The organism is Kitasatospora sp. NPDC057595 (genome assembly GCF_042800875.1).
Lineage (GTDB): Bacteria > Actinomycetota > Actinomycetes > Streptomycetales > Streptomycetaceae > Kitasatospora.
Genome location: NZ_JBHVGL010000001.1, coordinates 485,969 through 501,437, shown reverse-complemented (window position 1 = coordinate 501,437; position 15,469 = coordinate 485,969). Strand labels below are relative to the sequence as shown.

The 15,469-nt window shown below is 71.0% G+C and carries 17 protein-coding genes and 1 pseudogene; 7 read left to right on the top strand and 11 right to left on the bottom strand.

Annotated elements, in window-relative coordinates; translation table 11 throughout:
* Positions 1–14: 14 nt before the first annotated feature.
* The gene (locus tag ACFU9E_RS02200; protein WP_380680117.1) at positions 15–2,057 is read right to left on the bottom strand and encodes an N-6 DNA methylase; all 2,043 of its coding nucleotides are present in this window, start codon (positions 2,055–2,057) and stop codon (positions 15–17) included.
* Positions 2,058–2,756: 699 nt separating this feature from the next.
* Between ACFU9E_RS02200 and ACFU9E_RS02195 the strand changes: the two genes are divergently transcribed.
* Both ACFU9E_RS02195 and ACFU9E_RS02190 read left to right on the top strand, forming a co-directional pair.
* Positions 2,757–3,029 (top strand): hypothetical protein, encoded by a 273-nt coding sequence (locus ACFU9E_RS02195; protein WP_380680114.1) that lies wholly within the window; start codon positions 2,757–2,759, stop codon positions 3,027–3,029.
* Entirely contained in the window at positions 3,026–3,433 is a 408-nt protein-coding gene (locus ACFU9E_RS02190) for a PIN domain-containing protein (protein ID WP_380680111.1), read from the top strand. The genes ACFU9E_RS02195 and ACFU9E_RS02190 overlap by 4 nt, the downstream gene beginning before the upstream one ends.
* A 32-nt stretch (positions 3,434–3,465) precedes the next feature.
* Here the strand turns inward: ACFU9E_RS02190 and ACFU9E_RS02185 are convergent.
* The 3 genes and pseudogenes from ACFU9E_RS02185 to mca all read right to left on the bottom strand — a co-directional run.
* Positions 3,466–3,624 (bottom strand): annotated as a pseudogene (locus tag ACFU9E_RS02185) (DUF255 domain-containing protein); the annotation flags it as partial.
* A 42-nt stretch (positions 3,625–3,666) separates the two neighbouring features.
* On the bottom strand, positions 3,667–3,858 hold the full coding sequence (locus tag ACFU9E_RS02180) for a hypothetical protein (RefSeq protein WP_355375040.1): 192 nt from the start codon (positions 3,856–3,858) through the stop codon (positions 3,667–3,669).
* Between the two features lie 49 nt (positions 3,859–3,907).
* Complete coding sequence (gene mca / locus ACFU9E_RS02175; RefSeq protein WP_380680108.1) at positions 3,908–4,813, bottom strand: mycothiol conjugate amidase Mca; 906 nt, start codon at positions 4,811–4,813, stop codon at positions 3,908–3,910.
* A gap of 241 nt (positions 4,814–5,054) precedes the next feature.
* Between mca and ACFU9E_RS02170 the strand changes: the two genes are divergently transcribed.
* On the top strand, positions 5,055–5,465 hold the full coding sequence (locus ACFU9E_RS02170; protein WP_380680105.1) for a DUF4307 domain-containing protein: 411 nt from the start codon (positions 5,055–5,057) through the stop codon (positions 5,463–5,465).
* A 272-nt stretch (positions 5,466–5,737) separates the two neighbouring features.
* Positions 5,738–6,235, top strand: a complete 498-nt coding sequence (gene greA, locus ACFU9E_RS02165) for a transcription elongation factor GreA (RefSeq protein WP_380680102.1) — start codon at positions 5,738–5,740, stop codon at positions 6,233–6,235.
* 124 nt (positions 6,236–6,359) lie between these two features.
* Here the strand turns inward: greA and ACFU9E_RS02160 are convergent, their stop codons facing one another.
* The 3 genes from ACFU9E_RS02160 to ilvA form a co-directional block, all read right to left on the bottom strand.
* Complete coding sequence (locus ACFU9E_RS02160) at positions 6,360–7,217, bottom strand: ABC transporter permease (protein ID WP_380684033.1); 858 nt, start codon at positions 7,215–7,217, stop codon at positions 6,360–6,362.
* Position 7,218: 1 nt separating this feature from the next.
* Entirely contained in the window at positions 7,219–8,268 is a 1,050-nt protein-coding gene (locus ACFU9E_RS02155) for an ATP-binding cassette domain-containing protein (RefSeq protein ID WP_380714707.1), read from the bottom strand.
* A gap of 78 nt (positions 8,269–8,346) precedes the next feature.
* Complete coding sequence (gene ilvA / locus ACFU9E_RS02150; protein WP_380684035.1) at positions 8,347–9,558, bottom strand: threonine ammonia-lyase; 1,212 nt, start codon at positions 9,556–9,558, stop codon at positions 8,347–8,349.
* Between the two features lie 122 nt (positions 9,559–9,680).
* Between ilvA and ACFU9E_RS02145 the strand changes: the two genes are divergently transcribed.
* The gene (locus ACFU9E_RS02145) at positions 9,681–10,169 is read left to right on the top strand and encodes a MarR family winged helix-turn-helix transcriptional regulator (RefSeq protein ID WP_380684036.1); all 489 of its coding nucleotides are present in this window, start codon (positions 9,681–9,683) and stop codon (positions 10,167–10,169) included.
* 21 nt (positions 10,170–10,190) lie between these two features.
* On the opposite strand, the gene ACFU9E_RS02140 is transcribed toward ACFU9E_RS02145, so the two are convergent.
* Positions 10,191–11,345, bottom strand: coding sequence for a cystathionine gamma-synthase (locus tag ACFU9E_RS02140; protein WP_380684037.1), 1,155 nt, complete (start codon positions 11,343–11,345; stop codon positions 10,191–10,193).
* A gap of 155 nt (positions 11,346–11,500) precedes the next feature.
* Between ACFU9E_RS02140 and msrA the strand changes: the two genes are divergently transcribed.
* The gene (msrA, locus tag ACFU9E_RS02135) at positions 11,501–12,166 is read left to right on the top strand and encodes a peptide-methionine (S)-S-oxide reductase MsrA (protein ID WP_380684038.1); all 666 of its coding nucleotides are present in this window, start codon (positions 11,501–11,503) and stop codon (positions 12,164–12,166) included.
* 119 nt (positions 12,167–12,285) lie between these two features.
* Positions 12,286–12,654: a cupin domain-containing protein gene (locus ACFU9E_RS02130; RefSeq protein ID WP_380684039.1), complete on the top strand. Its 369-nt coding sequence runs from the start codon at positions 12,286–12,288 to the stop codon at positions 12,652–12,654.
* A gap of 18 nt (positions 12,655–12,672) precedes the next feature.
* Here ACFU9E_RS02130 and ACFU9E_RS02125 read toward each other — a convergent pair whose 3' ends face one another.
* The 3 genes from ACFU9E_RS02125 to ACFU9E_RS02115 all read right to left on the bottom strand — a co-directional run bounded on the left by ACFU9E_RS02125 (position 12,673) and on the right by ACFU9E_RS02115 (position 15,152).
* Positions 12,673–13,173 (bottom strand): DUF1203 domain-containing protein, encoded by a 501-nt coding sequence (locus tag ACFU9E_RS02125; RefSeq protein ID WP_380684040.1) that lies wholly within the window; start codon positions 13,171–13,173, stop codon positions 12,673–12,675.
* 100 nt (positions 13,174–13,273) lie between these two features.
* Positions 13,274–14,644, bottom strand: coding sequence for an Ig-like domain-containing protein (locus ACFU9E_RS02120; RefSeq protein WP_380684041.1), 1,371 nt, complete (start codon positions 14,642–14,644; stop codon positions 13,274–13,276).
* Between the two features lie 169 nt (positions 14,645–14,813).
* The gene (locus ACFU9E_RS02115; RefSeq protein ID WP_380684042.1) at positions 14,814–15,152 is read right to left on the bottom strand and encodes a hypothetical protein; all 339 of its coding nucleotides are present in this window, start codon (positions 15,150–15,152) and stop codon (positions 14,814–14,816) included.
* Between the last annotated feature and the right edge of the window lie 317 nt (positions 15,153–15,469).

Genomic DNA, 15,469 nt, shown 5'->3' with positions numbered 1-15,469 from the left:
GAGCCGCCTGCTCTTCATCTCGCCAGGAAGCTGCTCAGCGCCTTGCTGCGGATGTCCCGCGTCGTTGCCAGTTGGTCCAGCAACAGCCGCTCATGGGCGTCGAAGCTCGCCATGGCTTCGCCGATGGACCTCTGGGTATCGAGATCGGGAAGGGCGACGGGCAACATCCCGAGCACTTCGAGCGAGATGGTCCGCAGAGCCAGGCTCCCGGTCGAATGGGCATCGAGCCACTCCCGAGCTCCGGCGCTGCGCAGGAACGCCGCCAAGTAGTGAGAGTCGACAGTGCCGGGAGGGCTGATCACGAAACAGCCAGTGCCGCAGACCCATCCCTGCTGTTCTTCTCCGACCACGGCGCATCGCCCGAGATCGCCCCGGCGGGCGACCACGATGTCCCCGCAATTCAACCGGAACCGATCAAGCCGTTCGGCATGCTGCTCGGAGATGCACTTGATTCCGTCCACGGTGAAGCCGATGCCCGAGATGTCCTTCGGCATCACAACGGGAACCCCACCGGCTTCCACGTAGTCCTGGGCCCGGACCAGGCTTCCCGAAGGCCCTGCGAGCAGCCGCACGGGGCGACCACTGACCGTGGACCTGCCGCTCACCACGTCCTTCAGCAGCAGGTTCTGGCATTGGATGCCGTCCTGCGCCAGCTGATCCTGTGCGCCGACGATCTGCGCCAGTTCCGCTCCGAGCTCCGATGTCTCGCGGTTGCGCCGCTCGAAATCGGTCAGCATGGCGCTCAGGTCTGTGGCCCCGTCCGGCCCGCTCTCCGTCCGGAGGTAGGTCCGCGGGTCCAGGTTGCCGGCGTTCTCGATGAGTTCGGCGTATGCAACCGATCGGGAGAAGCCCGGCTCATCCACCTCCGCCGAGGTTTCGAGCCAGCGCCGGAAACGATCTGCGATGCGGTCGACGACCTCGCCCGACAACGTGCGGGGCCGCCCCGCCGGCCGGCCCCCCGCGCTGCGCGCATCGACAAGGATCACGGAGTCGCTTCGGTGTGCCGGCCGGGAACGGCGGCCTCGGCCGAGTACCCATACATGCACAGCGATATTGGTACCCGCGAAGAGGTGCGTCGGCAGCGCGATGACCGCGAGAACCGAGCCCAGGGCGACCATCTCACGGCGGATCTGCGCCTCCGCTCCTCCCGCCCAGGCCGCCCGCGCAGGCATCACGACCGCCGCAATTCCGCCTTCCTTGAGCTGGGACCAGGCAAGCTGCAACCAGGCGAAGTTGGCACTCGACTCCGGTGCTGCGATGAACTGCCGCTGCCCCCACCCGTCGATCCGCTGATTGAACGGTGGGTTGCTCAGCACCCGGTCGACACGGCCCAGGTTCCGGTCTCGCAACAGCGCCGCCGGATCTGCCAGTTCCACCTGCGGCACGCTCACACCGTGCAGGGCCAGGTTCAACATCGCCGGGCGCACGTTGCTCCGATCCACCGCGTACGCCTCGAACGAGTTGTCACCGACCACCCCCCTCTCGGCCAGGTGGCGCGCAGCGGCCGCGAGCACGCCGCCGGCGCCACAGGCCGGATCCATGATCCGGTCTCCCGGACGAGGGTCGGCCAGCTCCACGAGCAGATCGGCGACTCCGCGCGGCGTGTAGAACTCCCCTCCCGACAAAGCCCCTTCCGCCGCGTGCCGTTGGAGCAGAAGCTCACAGACGTCGGCCACCGCGACCTCGCCGAGGCCGGGACCCCGGTCCAATTCCGCGACGAAAGCCGTCATCCAGGCGGCATCGTCCGGTCCACTCCCGAGCTCGAGGTCGGCCGACCAGAGCAGCGGAAAACCCGGACGCCGGGCCGCGTCCTGCAGAGCCCCCCGCAGTTCGGTCACCGGAGAGAAACCGGCTGCGGCCTCCGCAGAAGCGCGCTTCCAGCGCTTCACGTAATCTCCCTCGGGCCGGCCTTCCGCCTCCGCAAAGGCAGCCAGCACCAGGATCGCCAGCATCGCGTCAAGGTCACCGGCCGTACCGCGGCCACGCCGGTAGGGCGCGTACGCCCGCCACAACCGCTCGGCGAGCTCTGCTGCCGGATCTGCCGCTTCTGCGATCATCGAATGCTCTCCCTCGAAATCCTTCTCCTCCTACTTCACCTGGCTGATGAAGTACGCCCCGGCGGTGACTGTGATCAGCAGGCACAGTCGCAACGTCGCCCCCGTGCTCTGCATCGCCTTACCCAGCAGTTCGATGAATGCCCTCATTGTGCGACTCTCCTCGATAGACGATATGCGCAGGATCACTGCGCACTACGCCTGACCTCATTGGCGGCGAACTGGCACCCCGACAGGTCGGCACAGTGTCCACATTAGCGGTAATCCGTTACGCGCAGAGGGAACGGCACATCGAGCAGAAGTCGGACGGGAGTCGTTGCGCAGCATTGCTGCGCATGCTTCGATGGCGCAACCGCCAGCTCTAGGCGCCAATCGGGTCGACAGATCCCGCGGCGACAGCACGCCGACGAAGCTTGCACGTGACTCAGATCACACCAAAAGGATGGAGTCCCCCCGCCCAGAGGAGCCCTGAGCGCCTCGGAGAGTGGAGCACTAACGCAACTCCGCTTCGATGCGCGGCTGGAGGAGATGCCGCTGGCCGATCGGCAGGGACATCGAGCTACCGCTCGAGCAGGGAGGCCGGACGCCGCGCCTGCCAACTAAATCGAACCGGCTTCTCGGCGGAAAACACCTCGCGGCGCGAACAGGCGCGAAGCACGGAAAGACTCCATCGTGTAATAGAAAGTGTCTTACACTGCGACTATGAAGCCGACCCGAGCCGGAGCTACCGAGAACATCTCCGTCTCCATGCCCGCCGAGCTGGTCAGTGAGCTCCGCTCTCGGACCGGACGCCGCGGCCTGTCCAGCTACATCGCCGAGGCTGTCAGGCACCAGCTCGCCATGGACGGGCTCGCCGAGATCGTCGCGGCGCACGAGGAAGAGCACGGCGCGCTCACGGAGCAGGAGATCGAAGCAGCTCGTCGCGAGCTGTTCGGAGACGAGAACGCCGAGGATGTCGAGCGGGGCGCTGCGTGAAGGAGCAGTCGGCCCGCTCACTCGTGCTCGACTCCGAGGCGCTGTCGCTGCTCCTACGCAACGACCGCGGCATGGCGGCTCGCATCGAGGCATCCCGGCAGGCTGGGGTCCCCATCCTCGTGTCTGCGCTGACCATCGTTGAAGCCGTACAGGGGAAGACCGATCTTGCACGCTTGAAGTGGGTACTCTCCCGGCTACGAGTGGAACCGGTCAGCCAGGAGGACTCCCTGACCGCAGTGGCGCTGCTTCAGGACGCGGGCGGGCTGCACGGGCACAAGTACGCGATCGACGCCCTCGTTGCCGCGCTCGCGCTCCGCGTCCCGGCCCCCGTGATCGTTCTGACCTCCGACAGGGACGACTGGTCGAAGCTCTGCGGGAAGCGCGTGATCATCAGAGAGGTGTAGCACCGCCGACTACTCGGTTGACGAGTTCACTGGCACCAGTGACAAGCCGCGTACCCGACCGACAGCAGCACCGGCACACCGCGCCGCTCCGCCTCCTCGAACGCTTCGGGCCCCCAGGGCCACCAGTCGACCGGATTGTCGGCGTGCTGCCGCAGGTACGGCGACATCGCGTCGGCGAGGCGGTTCGGCATGCCCCCATCCTTGCGCATCGGCGCGGTGGAGGGGGCACGGCCTCACTCCTTCGGGGACTCCGGTTCCTCGGCGAAGTCCACCCGCTTGAACTGCTTGTTCATCGACTTGGCCAGGAACCAGGTGGCCACGCCGAGGGCGGCGAAGACGAGGAAGCCCAGCAGGCCGGGGGTGACCTTGGCGTCGTCGACGGCGAGCTGGGCGGCGAGGTGGGTGAGGTTCACGGGGGCGCTCATATCTCTATGGTGGCCCGGCTCACGGGGAGCCGGGCCGTCGGGGGGTGCTTCAGTCCCGCGTGTCGGCCGACTCGGCCGTCAGGCTGGGGGTGCGCAGGCCGGCGAACAGGTCGTCCTCCGGCAGGTCCACGTCGACCAGGGTACGGGCGAGCTCGTAGTCCTCGGTGGGCCAGACCGTGCGCTGGACCTCCAGCGGGACGCGGAACCACGGGCCGTCCGGGTCGATCTGGGTGGCGTGCGCGATCAGCGCGCGGTCCCGGGTCTCGAACCAGTCGTCGCAGCGGACCCGGGTGGTGATCTCGCGCTCCGCGCGGCCGCTCTTCTCCCAGCCGGCGATCCACTCGCCGTAGGGGGACTCGTGGCCGTTCTCGGACAGGTACTTGTGCAGGGCGCGGATCCGGCCCATCGGGAAGCCGTGGTTGTAGTACAGCTTCAGCGGCTGCCAGGGCTCGCCGGCCTCGGGGTACGCGTCGGGGTCACCGGCGGCGTCGAAGGCGACCATGGTGATCTTGTGGGTCATGATGTGGTCGGGGTGCGGGTAGCCGCCGTTCTCGTCGTAGGTCGTGATGACCTGCGGCTTGAACTCCCGGATGAGGCGGACCAGCGGTTCGGCCGCCTCCTTGACGTCCTGCAGGGCGAAGCAGCCCTCGGGCAGCGGGGGCAGCGGGTCGCCCTCCGGCAGGCCCGAGTCCACGAATCCCAGCCAGGCCTGCTTGATCCCGAGGATCGCGCGGGCCTCGTCCATCTCCTTGCGCCGGACCTCGTGGATGTTCTCCTCGATCTCCGGCTTGCCCTGCAGCTTCGGGTTGAGGACCGAACCGCGTTCCCCCCCGGTGCAGGTGGCCACCAGCACGTCCACCCCGTGGTCGACGTACATGGCCATGGTCGCCGCGCCCTTGCTGGACTCGTCGTCCGGGTGGGCGTGCACCGCCATCAGTCGCAACTGCTCAGTCAACGCGTGCGTTCCTTCCACAAAAATGTCCGGGCGTACCGCGCAAGCCGGTCTGCCCACCGTCTGAGCCGCTCTCGGGGCCGCGTGACCGCGGGGCCGGCCGCCGCGCGGGGCGCCGACACGGCCGAGCCCGCCCCCGCCGGACCGGCCGCGGGCGTGCCCCTCCTATAGTGACGGACTGGAGGAGCACCGCATTCCCCCGCACCACCCGCGCGGCCCCCTCCCCACGAGAGGACTGAGCCCCATGAGCGCCGGCACCCGGACCCCGCAGCTGCCCGAAGACCGTTACGGGCGTCGCGGCGACCGCGAGAGCGACCGCCGGCTCAAGGTGGTCGGCGCGGTCTGCGCGGTGGTGATGCTGGGCCTGATCGCCTGGCTGGGCGGCTCCTACCTGATCCGCGAGACGAAGATCAACGGCACCGTGCCGACCTTCCAGGCGCTCTCCGACACCGAGCTCCAACTGCACCTGGCGGTGCGCAAGAGCGACGGCACGGCCGGCAGCTGCACCGTCCGCTCGCAGGGCGAGGACGGCGCGGTGGTCGGGGTGGCCGACTTCCCCGTCCCGGCGGAGGGCTCCGAGTACGACGCGGTGGTGAGTCTGCGGACCACCGCCCGCGGCACCACCGCCGAGCTGCTGGGCTGTACGCCCAAGTAACCGCACCGCAGGCATATTCGCGCAGGGGAACGGGCATCCGTAGGGGAGTCCCACCCACCGATCCTGTACACCTCGGCGCAACGCTGTCGTCAATGGAACGCCAACGACCCTCCCGCTTGTCGGCGGGAGTTGTTAGGCTCGTGGTTTCGCCCCTTCCGCACCAGCTGGTACGGGAGCGGGCGTTGCTTTGTAGTTAAGACCGATATCAGCACCACTCAACACGCTGACGACTCACACCCTCAGCACAGCCCCAGCACCTACGAGGAGCACCCGTGACCCAGACCAGCGAGAACGTGACCTGGCTCACTCAGTCCGGCTACGACCAGCTCAAGGCCGAGCTGGATCACCTGACCGGCCCCTGGCGGATCGAGATCGCGCAGAAGATCGAGGCCGCGCGCGAGGAGGGTGACCTCAAGGAGAACGCCGGCTATCACGCCGCCAAGGAGGAGCAGGGCAAGTACGAGCTGCGGATCCGCCAGCTCACCCAGATCCTGGAGCGTGCCAAGGTCGGCGAGGCCCCGGCGGACTCCGGCGTGGTGGCCCCGGGCATGGTCGTGACGGTCGCCTTCGACGGCGACGAGGACGACACCATGAAGTTCCTGCTGGGCTCGCGCGAGGTCGGCGACGACGACCTGGACATCTACTCGCCGCAGTCGCCGCTGGGTCGCGCGATCGACGGCAAGACGATCGGCGACGAGGCGACCTACGAGCTGCCGAACGGCAAGCAGGCCATGGTCAAGATCGTCGAGGTCAAGCCCTACGCCGGCTGATCACCCCCGACACGCCCGAAGGCGGCCGCGGTTTCCCGCGGCCGCCTTCGCGCACCCGCCTTCGCGCACCCGCCTTCGCGCATCCGCCCTCGCGCATGCGCCTGCGCGCGTCCGGGCCGGCGGCTCAGCGGGTGGAGGAGCGGTACTTGCGCACCGACAGCCAGGAGAACACCGCGGTGATCACCACCGACCAGAGCACCGACACCAACTCGGCGTGCTGCATCGGCCACACGTCGTCCACCGGGCCCACCTGGTTGCCGAACAGGTTGCGGCAGGCCTGCACGGTGGCGCTGAACGGGTTCCAGTAGGCGACCCCCTGCAGCCAGCCCGGCATCGAGCTGACCGGCACGAAGGCGTTGGAGACGAAGGTCAGCGGGAAGAGCCAGATCAGCCCGGCCGAGGTGGCCGCCTCCGGGCTGCGCACCGACAGGCCGATCAGCGCCCCGATCCAGGAGAAGGCGTAGCCGAGCAGGAGCAGCAGCCCGAACGCGCCCAGCGCGGACAGCAGCCCGTTGTGGATCCGCCAGCCGACCAGCAGCGCCACCAGGGCCAGCACCACCAGGATGAACGCGGTCTGGCAGAGGTCGGCCAGGGTCCGGCCGACCAGCACCGCCGAACGGGCCATCGGCAGTGAGCGGAACCGGTCGACCAGTCCCTTGGACATGTCCTCGGCGATGCCCGCCGAGGCGCCGGCCACCGCGAAGGTGACGGTCTGGGCGAAGATGCCCGCCATCAGGAACTGGATGTACGCCGAGGAGCTGGACTGCGCCCCGGGGATCTTGATCGCGCCGCCCATGACGTACGAGAACAGCAGCACGAACATGACCGGCTGCATCAGGCCGAACACCAGGATCTCGGGGATCCGGGTCATCCGGCGCAGGTTGCGCCGGGCGACCACCCAGGAGTCGTGCCGCACGGCGTCCACGCCCCGGCGCTGCTTGGGCACCGCCCCGCCGATGGCGTGCTCGGTCGCGCTGGCCATCTCAGATCTCCTTCCCGGCCGGAACGGCCTGCTTGCCGGAGCCGGTGCCGCTGCCGGAGCCGCCGCCCCGCCCGCGTCCCTTGCCCCCGGCGGCGCCCTCCTCGTCCTCGGTCTCGGTGTGGTGGCCGGTGAGCGAGAGGAAGACGTCGTCCAGGGTCGGCCGGCGCAGCCCGATGTCGTCGATCTCGATCGAGCGGGCGTCCAGCTCGCGGATCACGTCGGCGAGCACCCGGGCGCCGCCGCTGACCGGGACGGTGATCCGCCGGGTGTTCTTCTCCACGGCCGGCTCGCCGAGCGCGTGGGCGGAGAGCGCCGCGACCGCCTCGCCGACCAGGTCGGGCCGCTGCACCACGACCTCGATCCGCTCGCCGCCGATCTGCGCCTTGAGCCGGTCGGCGGTGCCGCGCGCGATCACCCTGCCGTGGTCGACCACGGCGATGTCGTGGGCGAGCCGGTCGGCCTCCTCCAGGTACTGGGTGGTGAGCAGCAGCGTGGTGCCCTGCTCCACCAGCGTCTCGATGACCTCCCACAGGGCGAGCCGGTTGCGCGGGTCGAGGACGGTGGTGGGCTCGTCCAGGAACATCACCGGCGGACGGACGACCAGCGCCGCGGCGAGGTCCAGGCGCCGGCGCATGCCGCCGGAGTAGGTCTTGGCGGTGCGGTCCTTGGCCTCGGTGAGGTTGAACCACTCCAGCAGTTCGAGCGCCCTGGCCTTCGCCGCGCGGGCCGGCATCTGGTACAGCTCGCCGACCATCTGGAGGTTCTCGAAGCCGGTGAGGTACTCGTCGACCGCGGCGTACTGGCCGGAGAGGCCGATCAGGCTGCGGACCCGGTTCGGGTGCTTGAGGACGTCGACGCCGGCCACCGTCGCACCGCCGGAGTCGGGCTGGAGCAGCGTGGTGAGCACGCGCACGGTGGTGGTCTTGCCGGCACCGTTCGGGCCCAGCAGCCCGAGCACCGTGCCCTCGGGGACGTCGAGGCTGACGCCGTCCAGGGCTCGTACGTCACCGAAGGTCTTGACCAGGTTCTCGGCTTGGATGGCTGGCGCCATGGGCCTGCCTCATCTCCTCGGAGGAACGGGCGGAACTGCGTGGTCTGTCCCACTCTGCCCCGAATCCCCCGTTCGGGCCTACCGGGAGACCACGTACCCCGCGCCCCGCAGCTCGCCGAGCACCGCCGCGCAGTGCTCCGGCCCCTTGGTCTCCAGGTGCAGGTCCACCTCCACCTCGGTCAGCCCCAGCTGCGGATCGACCCGCACGTGCGCCACGTCCAGCACATTGGCGTCCACCCTGGTCAGCACCGCCAGCAGGCCCGCCAGCGCGCCCGGCCGGTCGGCCAGCCGCACCCGCAGCGACAGGTACCGGCCGGCCGCCGCCAGGCCGTGCCGCAGCACCCGCTGCATCAGCTGCGGGTCGATGTTGCCGCCGGACAGCACCGCCACCACCGGCCCCTCGAAGGAGTCCGGCCGCTCCAGCAGCGCCGCGACCGGAGCCGCCCCGGCCGGCTCCACCACCAGCTTCAGCCGCTCCAGCCCCAGCAGCAGGGCCCGGGACAGCGAGTCCTCGGAGACCGTCCGCACACCGTCCGCCAGGGTGTTGACGATCTCGAACGGGACGTCCCCCGGCCGGCCGACCATGATCCCGTCCGCCATCGTGGCGAACCGTTCCAGCGAGACCGGGTGCCCCGCCGCCAGCGAGGGCGGGTACGCGGCCGCGGCCGCCGCCTGCACCCCGATCACCCGCACGTCCGGCCGCAGCGGCTTGACCGCCGCCGCGATCCCGGCCAGCAGACCGCCGCCGCCCACCCCGACCAGCACGGTCCGCACCTCCGGGCACTGCTCCAGGATCTCCAGCCCGACGGTGGCCTGCCCGATCACGACGTCCCGGTGGTCGAACGGGTGGATGAAGACCGCGCCGCCCGCCTCCGCGAAGCGCTGCGCCGCCCGCAGCGCCTCGTCGACGGTCGCCCCGTGCAGCCGCACCTCGGCCCCGTACTCCCGGGTCGCCGCGATCTTCGGCAGCGGCGCGGACACCGGCATGAAGACGGTCGAGCGCACCCCGAGCAGCGAGGCGGCCAGCGCCACCCCCTGGGCGTGGTTCCCGGCACTCGCCGCCACCACGCCGCCCGCCCGCTGCACCGGCGAGAGCCCGGCGATCCGCACGTAGGCGCCGCGCAGCTTGAACGAGCCGGTGCGCTGGAGGTTCTCGCACTTCAGGTGGACCGGCGCACCGACCAGCGCGGAGAGGTGGCGGCTGCTCTCCATCGGCGTCACCCGGGCGATCCCGGCGAGCATCTTCTGGGCGCCGCGGACGTCGTCGAGGGTGATCGGCCAGCTGTGCATGACAGCAGCCTAGAGTCTCGCGACACGTGCTTCGGGGACGTCGGCCCTGTTCCCGGGCCCGCCCGGCCCGCGTACGCTGCTGCTCCTGAGCCTTCCTCACCGCACGACGATCGTGAGCCGCGATGACGACGACCTCGCCCCAGGCCACCGACCTCACCGAACCCGTGCACACCCAACTCCAGTACCAGCTGGCGGTGTTCGCCCGCCGCATGGAACAGGTCCGCGGATCCGACGGGGTGGCCGCCCTGGTCCGCGCGGCCTACCTGCTGCTCGAACGGCTGGAGCGGCTCGGCCCCGCCAACGTCAAGGCGCTGGCCGACGCCCTGGGTGTCGACTCCTCCACCGTCACCCGGCAGGTCGCCCCGCTGGTCGCGGCCGGCCTGGTCGGCCGGGTGCAGGACCCGGCCGACCGGCGCGCCGTCCGGCTCGCGCTGACCCCGCTCGGCGCCGGACGCCTGTCCGAAGTGCGGGCCGGGAGAGCCGAGTTGACCCGCCGGCTGGTGGCCGACTGGCCGCCCGAGGAACAGCGGGCGTTCTGCGCCCTGCTGGCCCGCTTCAACCACTCCATGGAGGAGTACACGGCGGGCCGGCAGGGCCCGGGCGGCGCGTAGCGCGCCGCCCGCGCCAAGGCCTCAGCCCAGCGCCTGCTTGAGGTCGGCCAGCAGGTCGTCGATCGACTCGATGCCGACCGAGACGCGCACCAGGTCGGCCGGCACCTCCAGGGCCGAACCGGCGACCGAGGCGTGGGTCATCCGGCCCGGGTGCTCGATCAGCGACTCCACGCCGCCCAGCGACTCGCCGAGGGTGAAGAGCCGCGCCCGGTTGCAGACCTCGACCGCCGCCTCCTCGCCGCCGTTCACCCGGAACGACACCATGCCGCCGAAGGCCTTCATCTGCTTGGCGGCGATGTCGTGGCCGGGGTGCTCGGCCAGACCCGGGTACAGCACCTGGCTGACCTTGGGGTGGCTCGCGAGCAGCTCGGCGACCTTCTCGGCGTTCGAGCTGTGCCGGTCCATCCGCACGCCGAGGGTCTTGATCCCGCGCAGCACCAGCCAGGCGTCGAACGGGCCGGAGACCGCGCCCATCGCGTTCTGGTGGTAGGCGACCTCCTCGCCGAGGCCCGCCTCGGCGATCACCAGGGCGCCGCCGACCACGTCCGAGTGGCCGCCCATGTACTTGGTGGTCGAGTGCACGACCACGTCGGCGCCGAGCGCGATCGGCTGCTGCAGGTAGGGGCTGGCGAAGGTGTTGTCGACCACCAGCAACGCGCCGGCGCCGTGCGCGATCTCGGCCAGCGCGGCCAGGTCGGTGATGCCCAGCAGCGGGTTGGACGGGGTCTCCACCCAGACCGCGCGGGTGTTGGGGCGCAGCGCCTCGCGGACGGTGGCGAGGTCCTGGGTGTTGGCCACCGAGAACTCGACGCCCCAGCGGGTCAGCACCTTGGCGAAGAGCCGGAAGGTGCCGCCGTAGGCGTCGTTGGGGATGACGATGTGGTCGCCCGGCTTGAGGACGGTGCGCAGCAGGGTGTCCTCGGCGGCGAGGCCGGAGGCGAAGGCGAGGCCGCGGGCGCCGCCCTCCAGCGCGGCGAGGCACTCCTCCAGCGCGGTACGGGTCGGGTTGGCGCTGCGGCTGTACTCGTAACCGCCCCGCAGGCCGCCCACCCCGTCCTGCTTGTAGGTGGACACCTGGTAGATCGGCGTGACGACGGCCCCGGTCTGGGGGTCTGCTTCCTGACCCGCGTGGATGGCGAGGGTCTCGAAGCCCTGGGGAAGCTGGTGCTCGGTCATGCTCCGAGCGTAGTCGGCGAACCGCCGGGTGCCGCCCGGAGGACGCGGGCGCCCGCCGGGTCGCCGGCCCGGTGGCCCTGGTGCCGCCCGGAATCCCCGGCCGTCCGGCCGCGTTGGAACCTGCGCAACACTCCCCGAACCCGTTGGAGCAGGCCGTGCTGTTCAACCGCCACAAGACCTCGCTCGTCCCCGCCGACCAGGCCCTGCCCGGCCGGGAGACCCCGGCGTTCACCCTGCGCGAGCCGCACACCGTGCTCGGTCACCCGCTGACCGGCCCGTACCCCGAGGGCCTTGAGGTCGCGGACTTCGGCCTGGGCTGCTTCTGGGGCGCCGAGCGGACGTTCTGGCGGCTGCCCGGCGTCTGGACGACGCTGGTCGGCTACCAGGGCGGCCACACCCCGAACCCGACGTACGAGGAGGTGTGCAGCGGCCTGACCGGGCACACCGAGGCGGTCCGGGTGGTGTACGACCCCGCGGTGGTCTCCTACGAGCGGCTGCTGAAGACCTTCTGGGAGGCACACGACCCGACCCAGGGCAACCGCCAGGGCAACGACGTGGGCACCCAGTACCGCTCCGCGGTCTACACCCACTCCCCGGCCCAGGCCGCCGCCGCGACCGCCACCCGGGACGCCTTCCAGCCGGCGCTGACCGCGCTCGGCCTCGGCCCGGTCACCACCGAGATCGCCCCGGCCGGCCCGTTCTACCCGGCCGAGCCGTACCACCAGCAGTACCTCTCGGACGCCAAGAACCCCAACGGCTACTGCGGCCTCGGCGGCACCGGCGCCAGCTGCCCGATCGGGGTGGCCCGCACGGACGCCTGAGGCTCCTCGTCACCCAGGGTTCCCGAGTCGGGCCCCGCGGGCGCAGACTGGAAGGACCGGTAGGGCGGCCGCGTCACCGTCCCTGGTGACGCGGCTGCCCCTGTCCCGAGGAGCACCTCATGGCCGGTCTCATCCGCAGGAACTTCGACACCGATCCCGAGGAGATCCGCCCGTTCGAGGCGGACAAGGGCGAGTTGCGCCTGGTCAACCTGGACGGCGGAGCCGTCGGCCGGGCGGTCTTCCAGCCCGGCTGGAAGTGGTCCGAGCACGTCAAGCCGATCGCCAAGACCGACAGCTGCCAGGCGGCCCACGCCGGCTACGTCGTCTCCGGCCGCATGAAGATCGTCATGGACGACGGCGAGGCGGCCGAGTTCGGTCCCGGCGACTTCATGCTCTGCCCGCCCGGTCACGACGCCTGGGTGATCGGCGACGAGCCGATGGTCGTCGTGGACTGGCAGGGCTTCGGCGACTACGCCCGGCGCTCGTGAGCACGCGGCCGGCGGCGGTCAGCCCCGCCGGACCTCGTGCATGAAGCACCCGAACTCCACCGCCCGGACGTGCAGCACGGCCACCTCCGGATCGGTGAGCAGCCGCGCCGCGACCGCCTCGGCGGTCTCCGGTACGACCAGCTCGCCGCCGAGGATGTTCCCGCGCCGGCCGTACGCGCGCACCACCCGCCGACCGCTGTGGAAGCCCTCCGGCCAGCCCTCCGCGGCCGGGCCGGCGCACGGCCCGTCGTGCACGAAGACCGGGCCGACCTCGTCGTACGGGCCGGGCTCGGCCCCCGTCCCGGCGGCCCAGCGCCGCAGCGGCGCGTAGCTCACCAGGGCGATCCGCTCCCCGGCCCGCGCCCTGGTCAGGCAGCAGCGCAGCGGGGCGCCGCCCTCCTCGTCGACGGAGCGCACGGGCGCACGCCCGGCGTCGTCGCGCTCCAGCAGATCGCGGTGGACGGCCGGGTCGATCGGCCGGACGGTGAGCACGGACGGGGCGGTGGAGGTTGTCGTCATGCCCCCACCCTCCCGCCCGGGCCACCACGAGTCCGGCGGATTTCGGCCATCGCGTTCGCCCCGGGCTGTCAGCCCGCGGACCGCGGCCCGGAGGGAGGCGTCAGATCGCGCTGCCGGCCTTCCAGTCGGCCCAGCCCATGTTCCAGCCGTTGAGGCCGTTGGACGGCACCACGGTCTTGTCGCCGGAGTTCACGACCTCGACCACATCGCCGATCATCGAGCTCTTGAAGAACTTGTAGCCGTCCGCGCTCGCGTCCTGGCCGCCCTTGACGTCGCGCAGGCCGACGCAGCCGTGACTGGTGTTCTGGCTGCCGAAGGTCGAGGCCGGGGACCAGTAGTTGCCGTGGATGAAGGTGCCGGAGGTGCTGAGCCGCTGGGCGTGCGGCACGTCGGGGATGTCGTACTCGCTGCCGAGGCCGACGGTCTGCGAGTTCATCCGGGTCTGCTGGTACTGCTCGGTGATCACCATCTTGCCGCCCCAGGTGCGGAACTCGGGCGAGCCGCCGGAGATCGCGTAGACGGCGCTGACCTGGCCGTCCGTGGTGACGGTGAGCTTCTTGGCGGCGAGGTCGGCGACGCTGGTCTGCGCCCGGCCGATGGTGAAGCGGACGTCCTTGGACTGGGTGCCGTAGACGCCCTTGGCGCCCTGGACGTCCTTCAGCCGGAGCTTGACGGTCACCTTGGTGCCCTTGGCCCAGTACTGCTGCGGCCGGAAGTCGAGGCGGGTGCTGGAGAACCAGTGGCCGACGATCTCGACGCCCGGCTCGGCTATCACGGTGATCGCCTGCTGGACGGCCTTGCGGTCGGTGACCGGCTTGCTGAAGTTGATCGAGACTGGCATGCCGACACCGACGACCGAGCCGTCCTCGGGGGTGAAGTAGCCGACGAAGGTGTTGGCCGGGGTCGCCGTGGTGAAGACGGCGTTGGCGTCGGCCTCCAGCTTCTCCTTGTCGAAGGCGACCGCGGACACGCTGTACTTGGTACCGCTGGCCGGGGCGGCGGCGGAGGTCCACAGGGTGCCGTCGGCGGACAGCTGGCCGGCCAGCGCCTTGCCGGTGGAGTCGGTGACCTTGACCGTGCTGAAGGTGCCGCCGGCGACGGCGACCCGGACCGGCTCGCTGAAGCTGGCGGCGCCGGCGCCGTCGGCCGGGGTCACCGTGATCACGGCGGCCGAGACCTTGGGGGTCGGGGTGGGGGTCGGGCTGGGGGTGCTGGTGGCACTGGGCGTGGGCTGCGGGCTGCCGGTGGCCGTGCCGCCGGCACCGCCGGTGTCGCCGCCAGTGCCGCCAGTGTCACCAGAGCCACCGTTGCCGCCGGTGCCGGGGCCGCTGCCGGTGGTGGTGCTCTTGGTGTCGTTGCAGGCCGCGAGCAGCAGGACCGGGGCGCCGATCAGGCCCGCCAGCACACCGCGCCGGCTCCAGTTGCTGCCGGTCCCTCGACCCTGGCCTTCCCGTGCCGTCACGTCGCCCACTCCCTGCTGATCATCCGGGCATTACGGATACAGAAACGCACTTTGTGCGTTCACGGTTCCATCACCAACGGCTTGCGATCGTACGAGAATCCGAAACGCGGCGCCAAATATGGACAAATGCCCGGTTCGCATGCGGAACCGGGCATTCACGGGCGGTGACGGGCGCCCCCTACTCGGCGGACTCCTCCACCGCGTACTCGTCCCACTCGTCGCTCTCCGGGTCGAAGTCGGTCTTCGCCGACTCCCAGGTCGCCGAGGCGAGCTCGACCCCCGGGACGTCGCCGAGCAGCGCCAGCGGGTCGATGAAGTGGGCGAGCGAGCCGGACGGGTCCACCTCGATGGCCTCGACGGACTGCGCGCGCTCCTCGTCGTCGAGGTACTCGTCATCGGCCACCTGCTGGAGGGCCGCCGTCTTGAGGGCGCCCTCGTCGGTGATCTCGGCGATGAGCTCGATGCTGAGCCGGACGTAGCGCGCGTTGTCCTGGCCGGTCGTGTCAGTGCTGGTCATGTCAGTGAGACTACGGGAAACCGGCCCTGCCGACGGCGCGGACGTGGGCGGGCCCGGCCCCCTCCGGAGAGGGGACCGGGCCCGCCGCCTCCGCGGGGCTCCCCCACCCGGGAGCCGCGGAGACGCGCCAAGCGGCGCGGTCGCCCGGGAGCCGCCACCCCCTGGCAGCCGGCCGGAGCCGGACCGGGGCGGGACGACGGCGCCTCCGCGGGCAGGGACACCACCGACCGGATCAGGACCGGCCGTCGTGCCCGAGACGGGCCGCGCCGCCGGGGAGCCGCTCCCGGTCGGTCACCGCCGTCTCGCTCGGCGTCTTG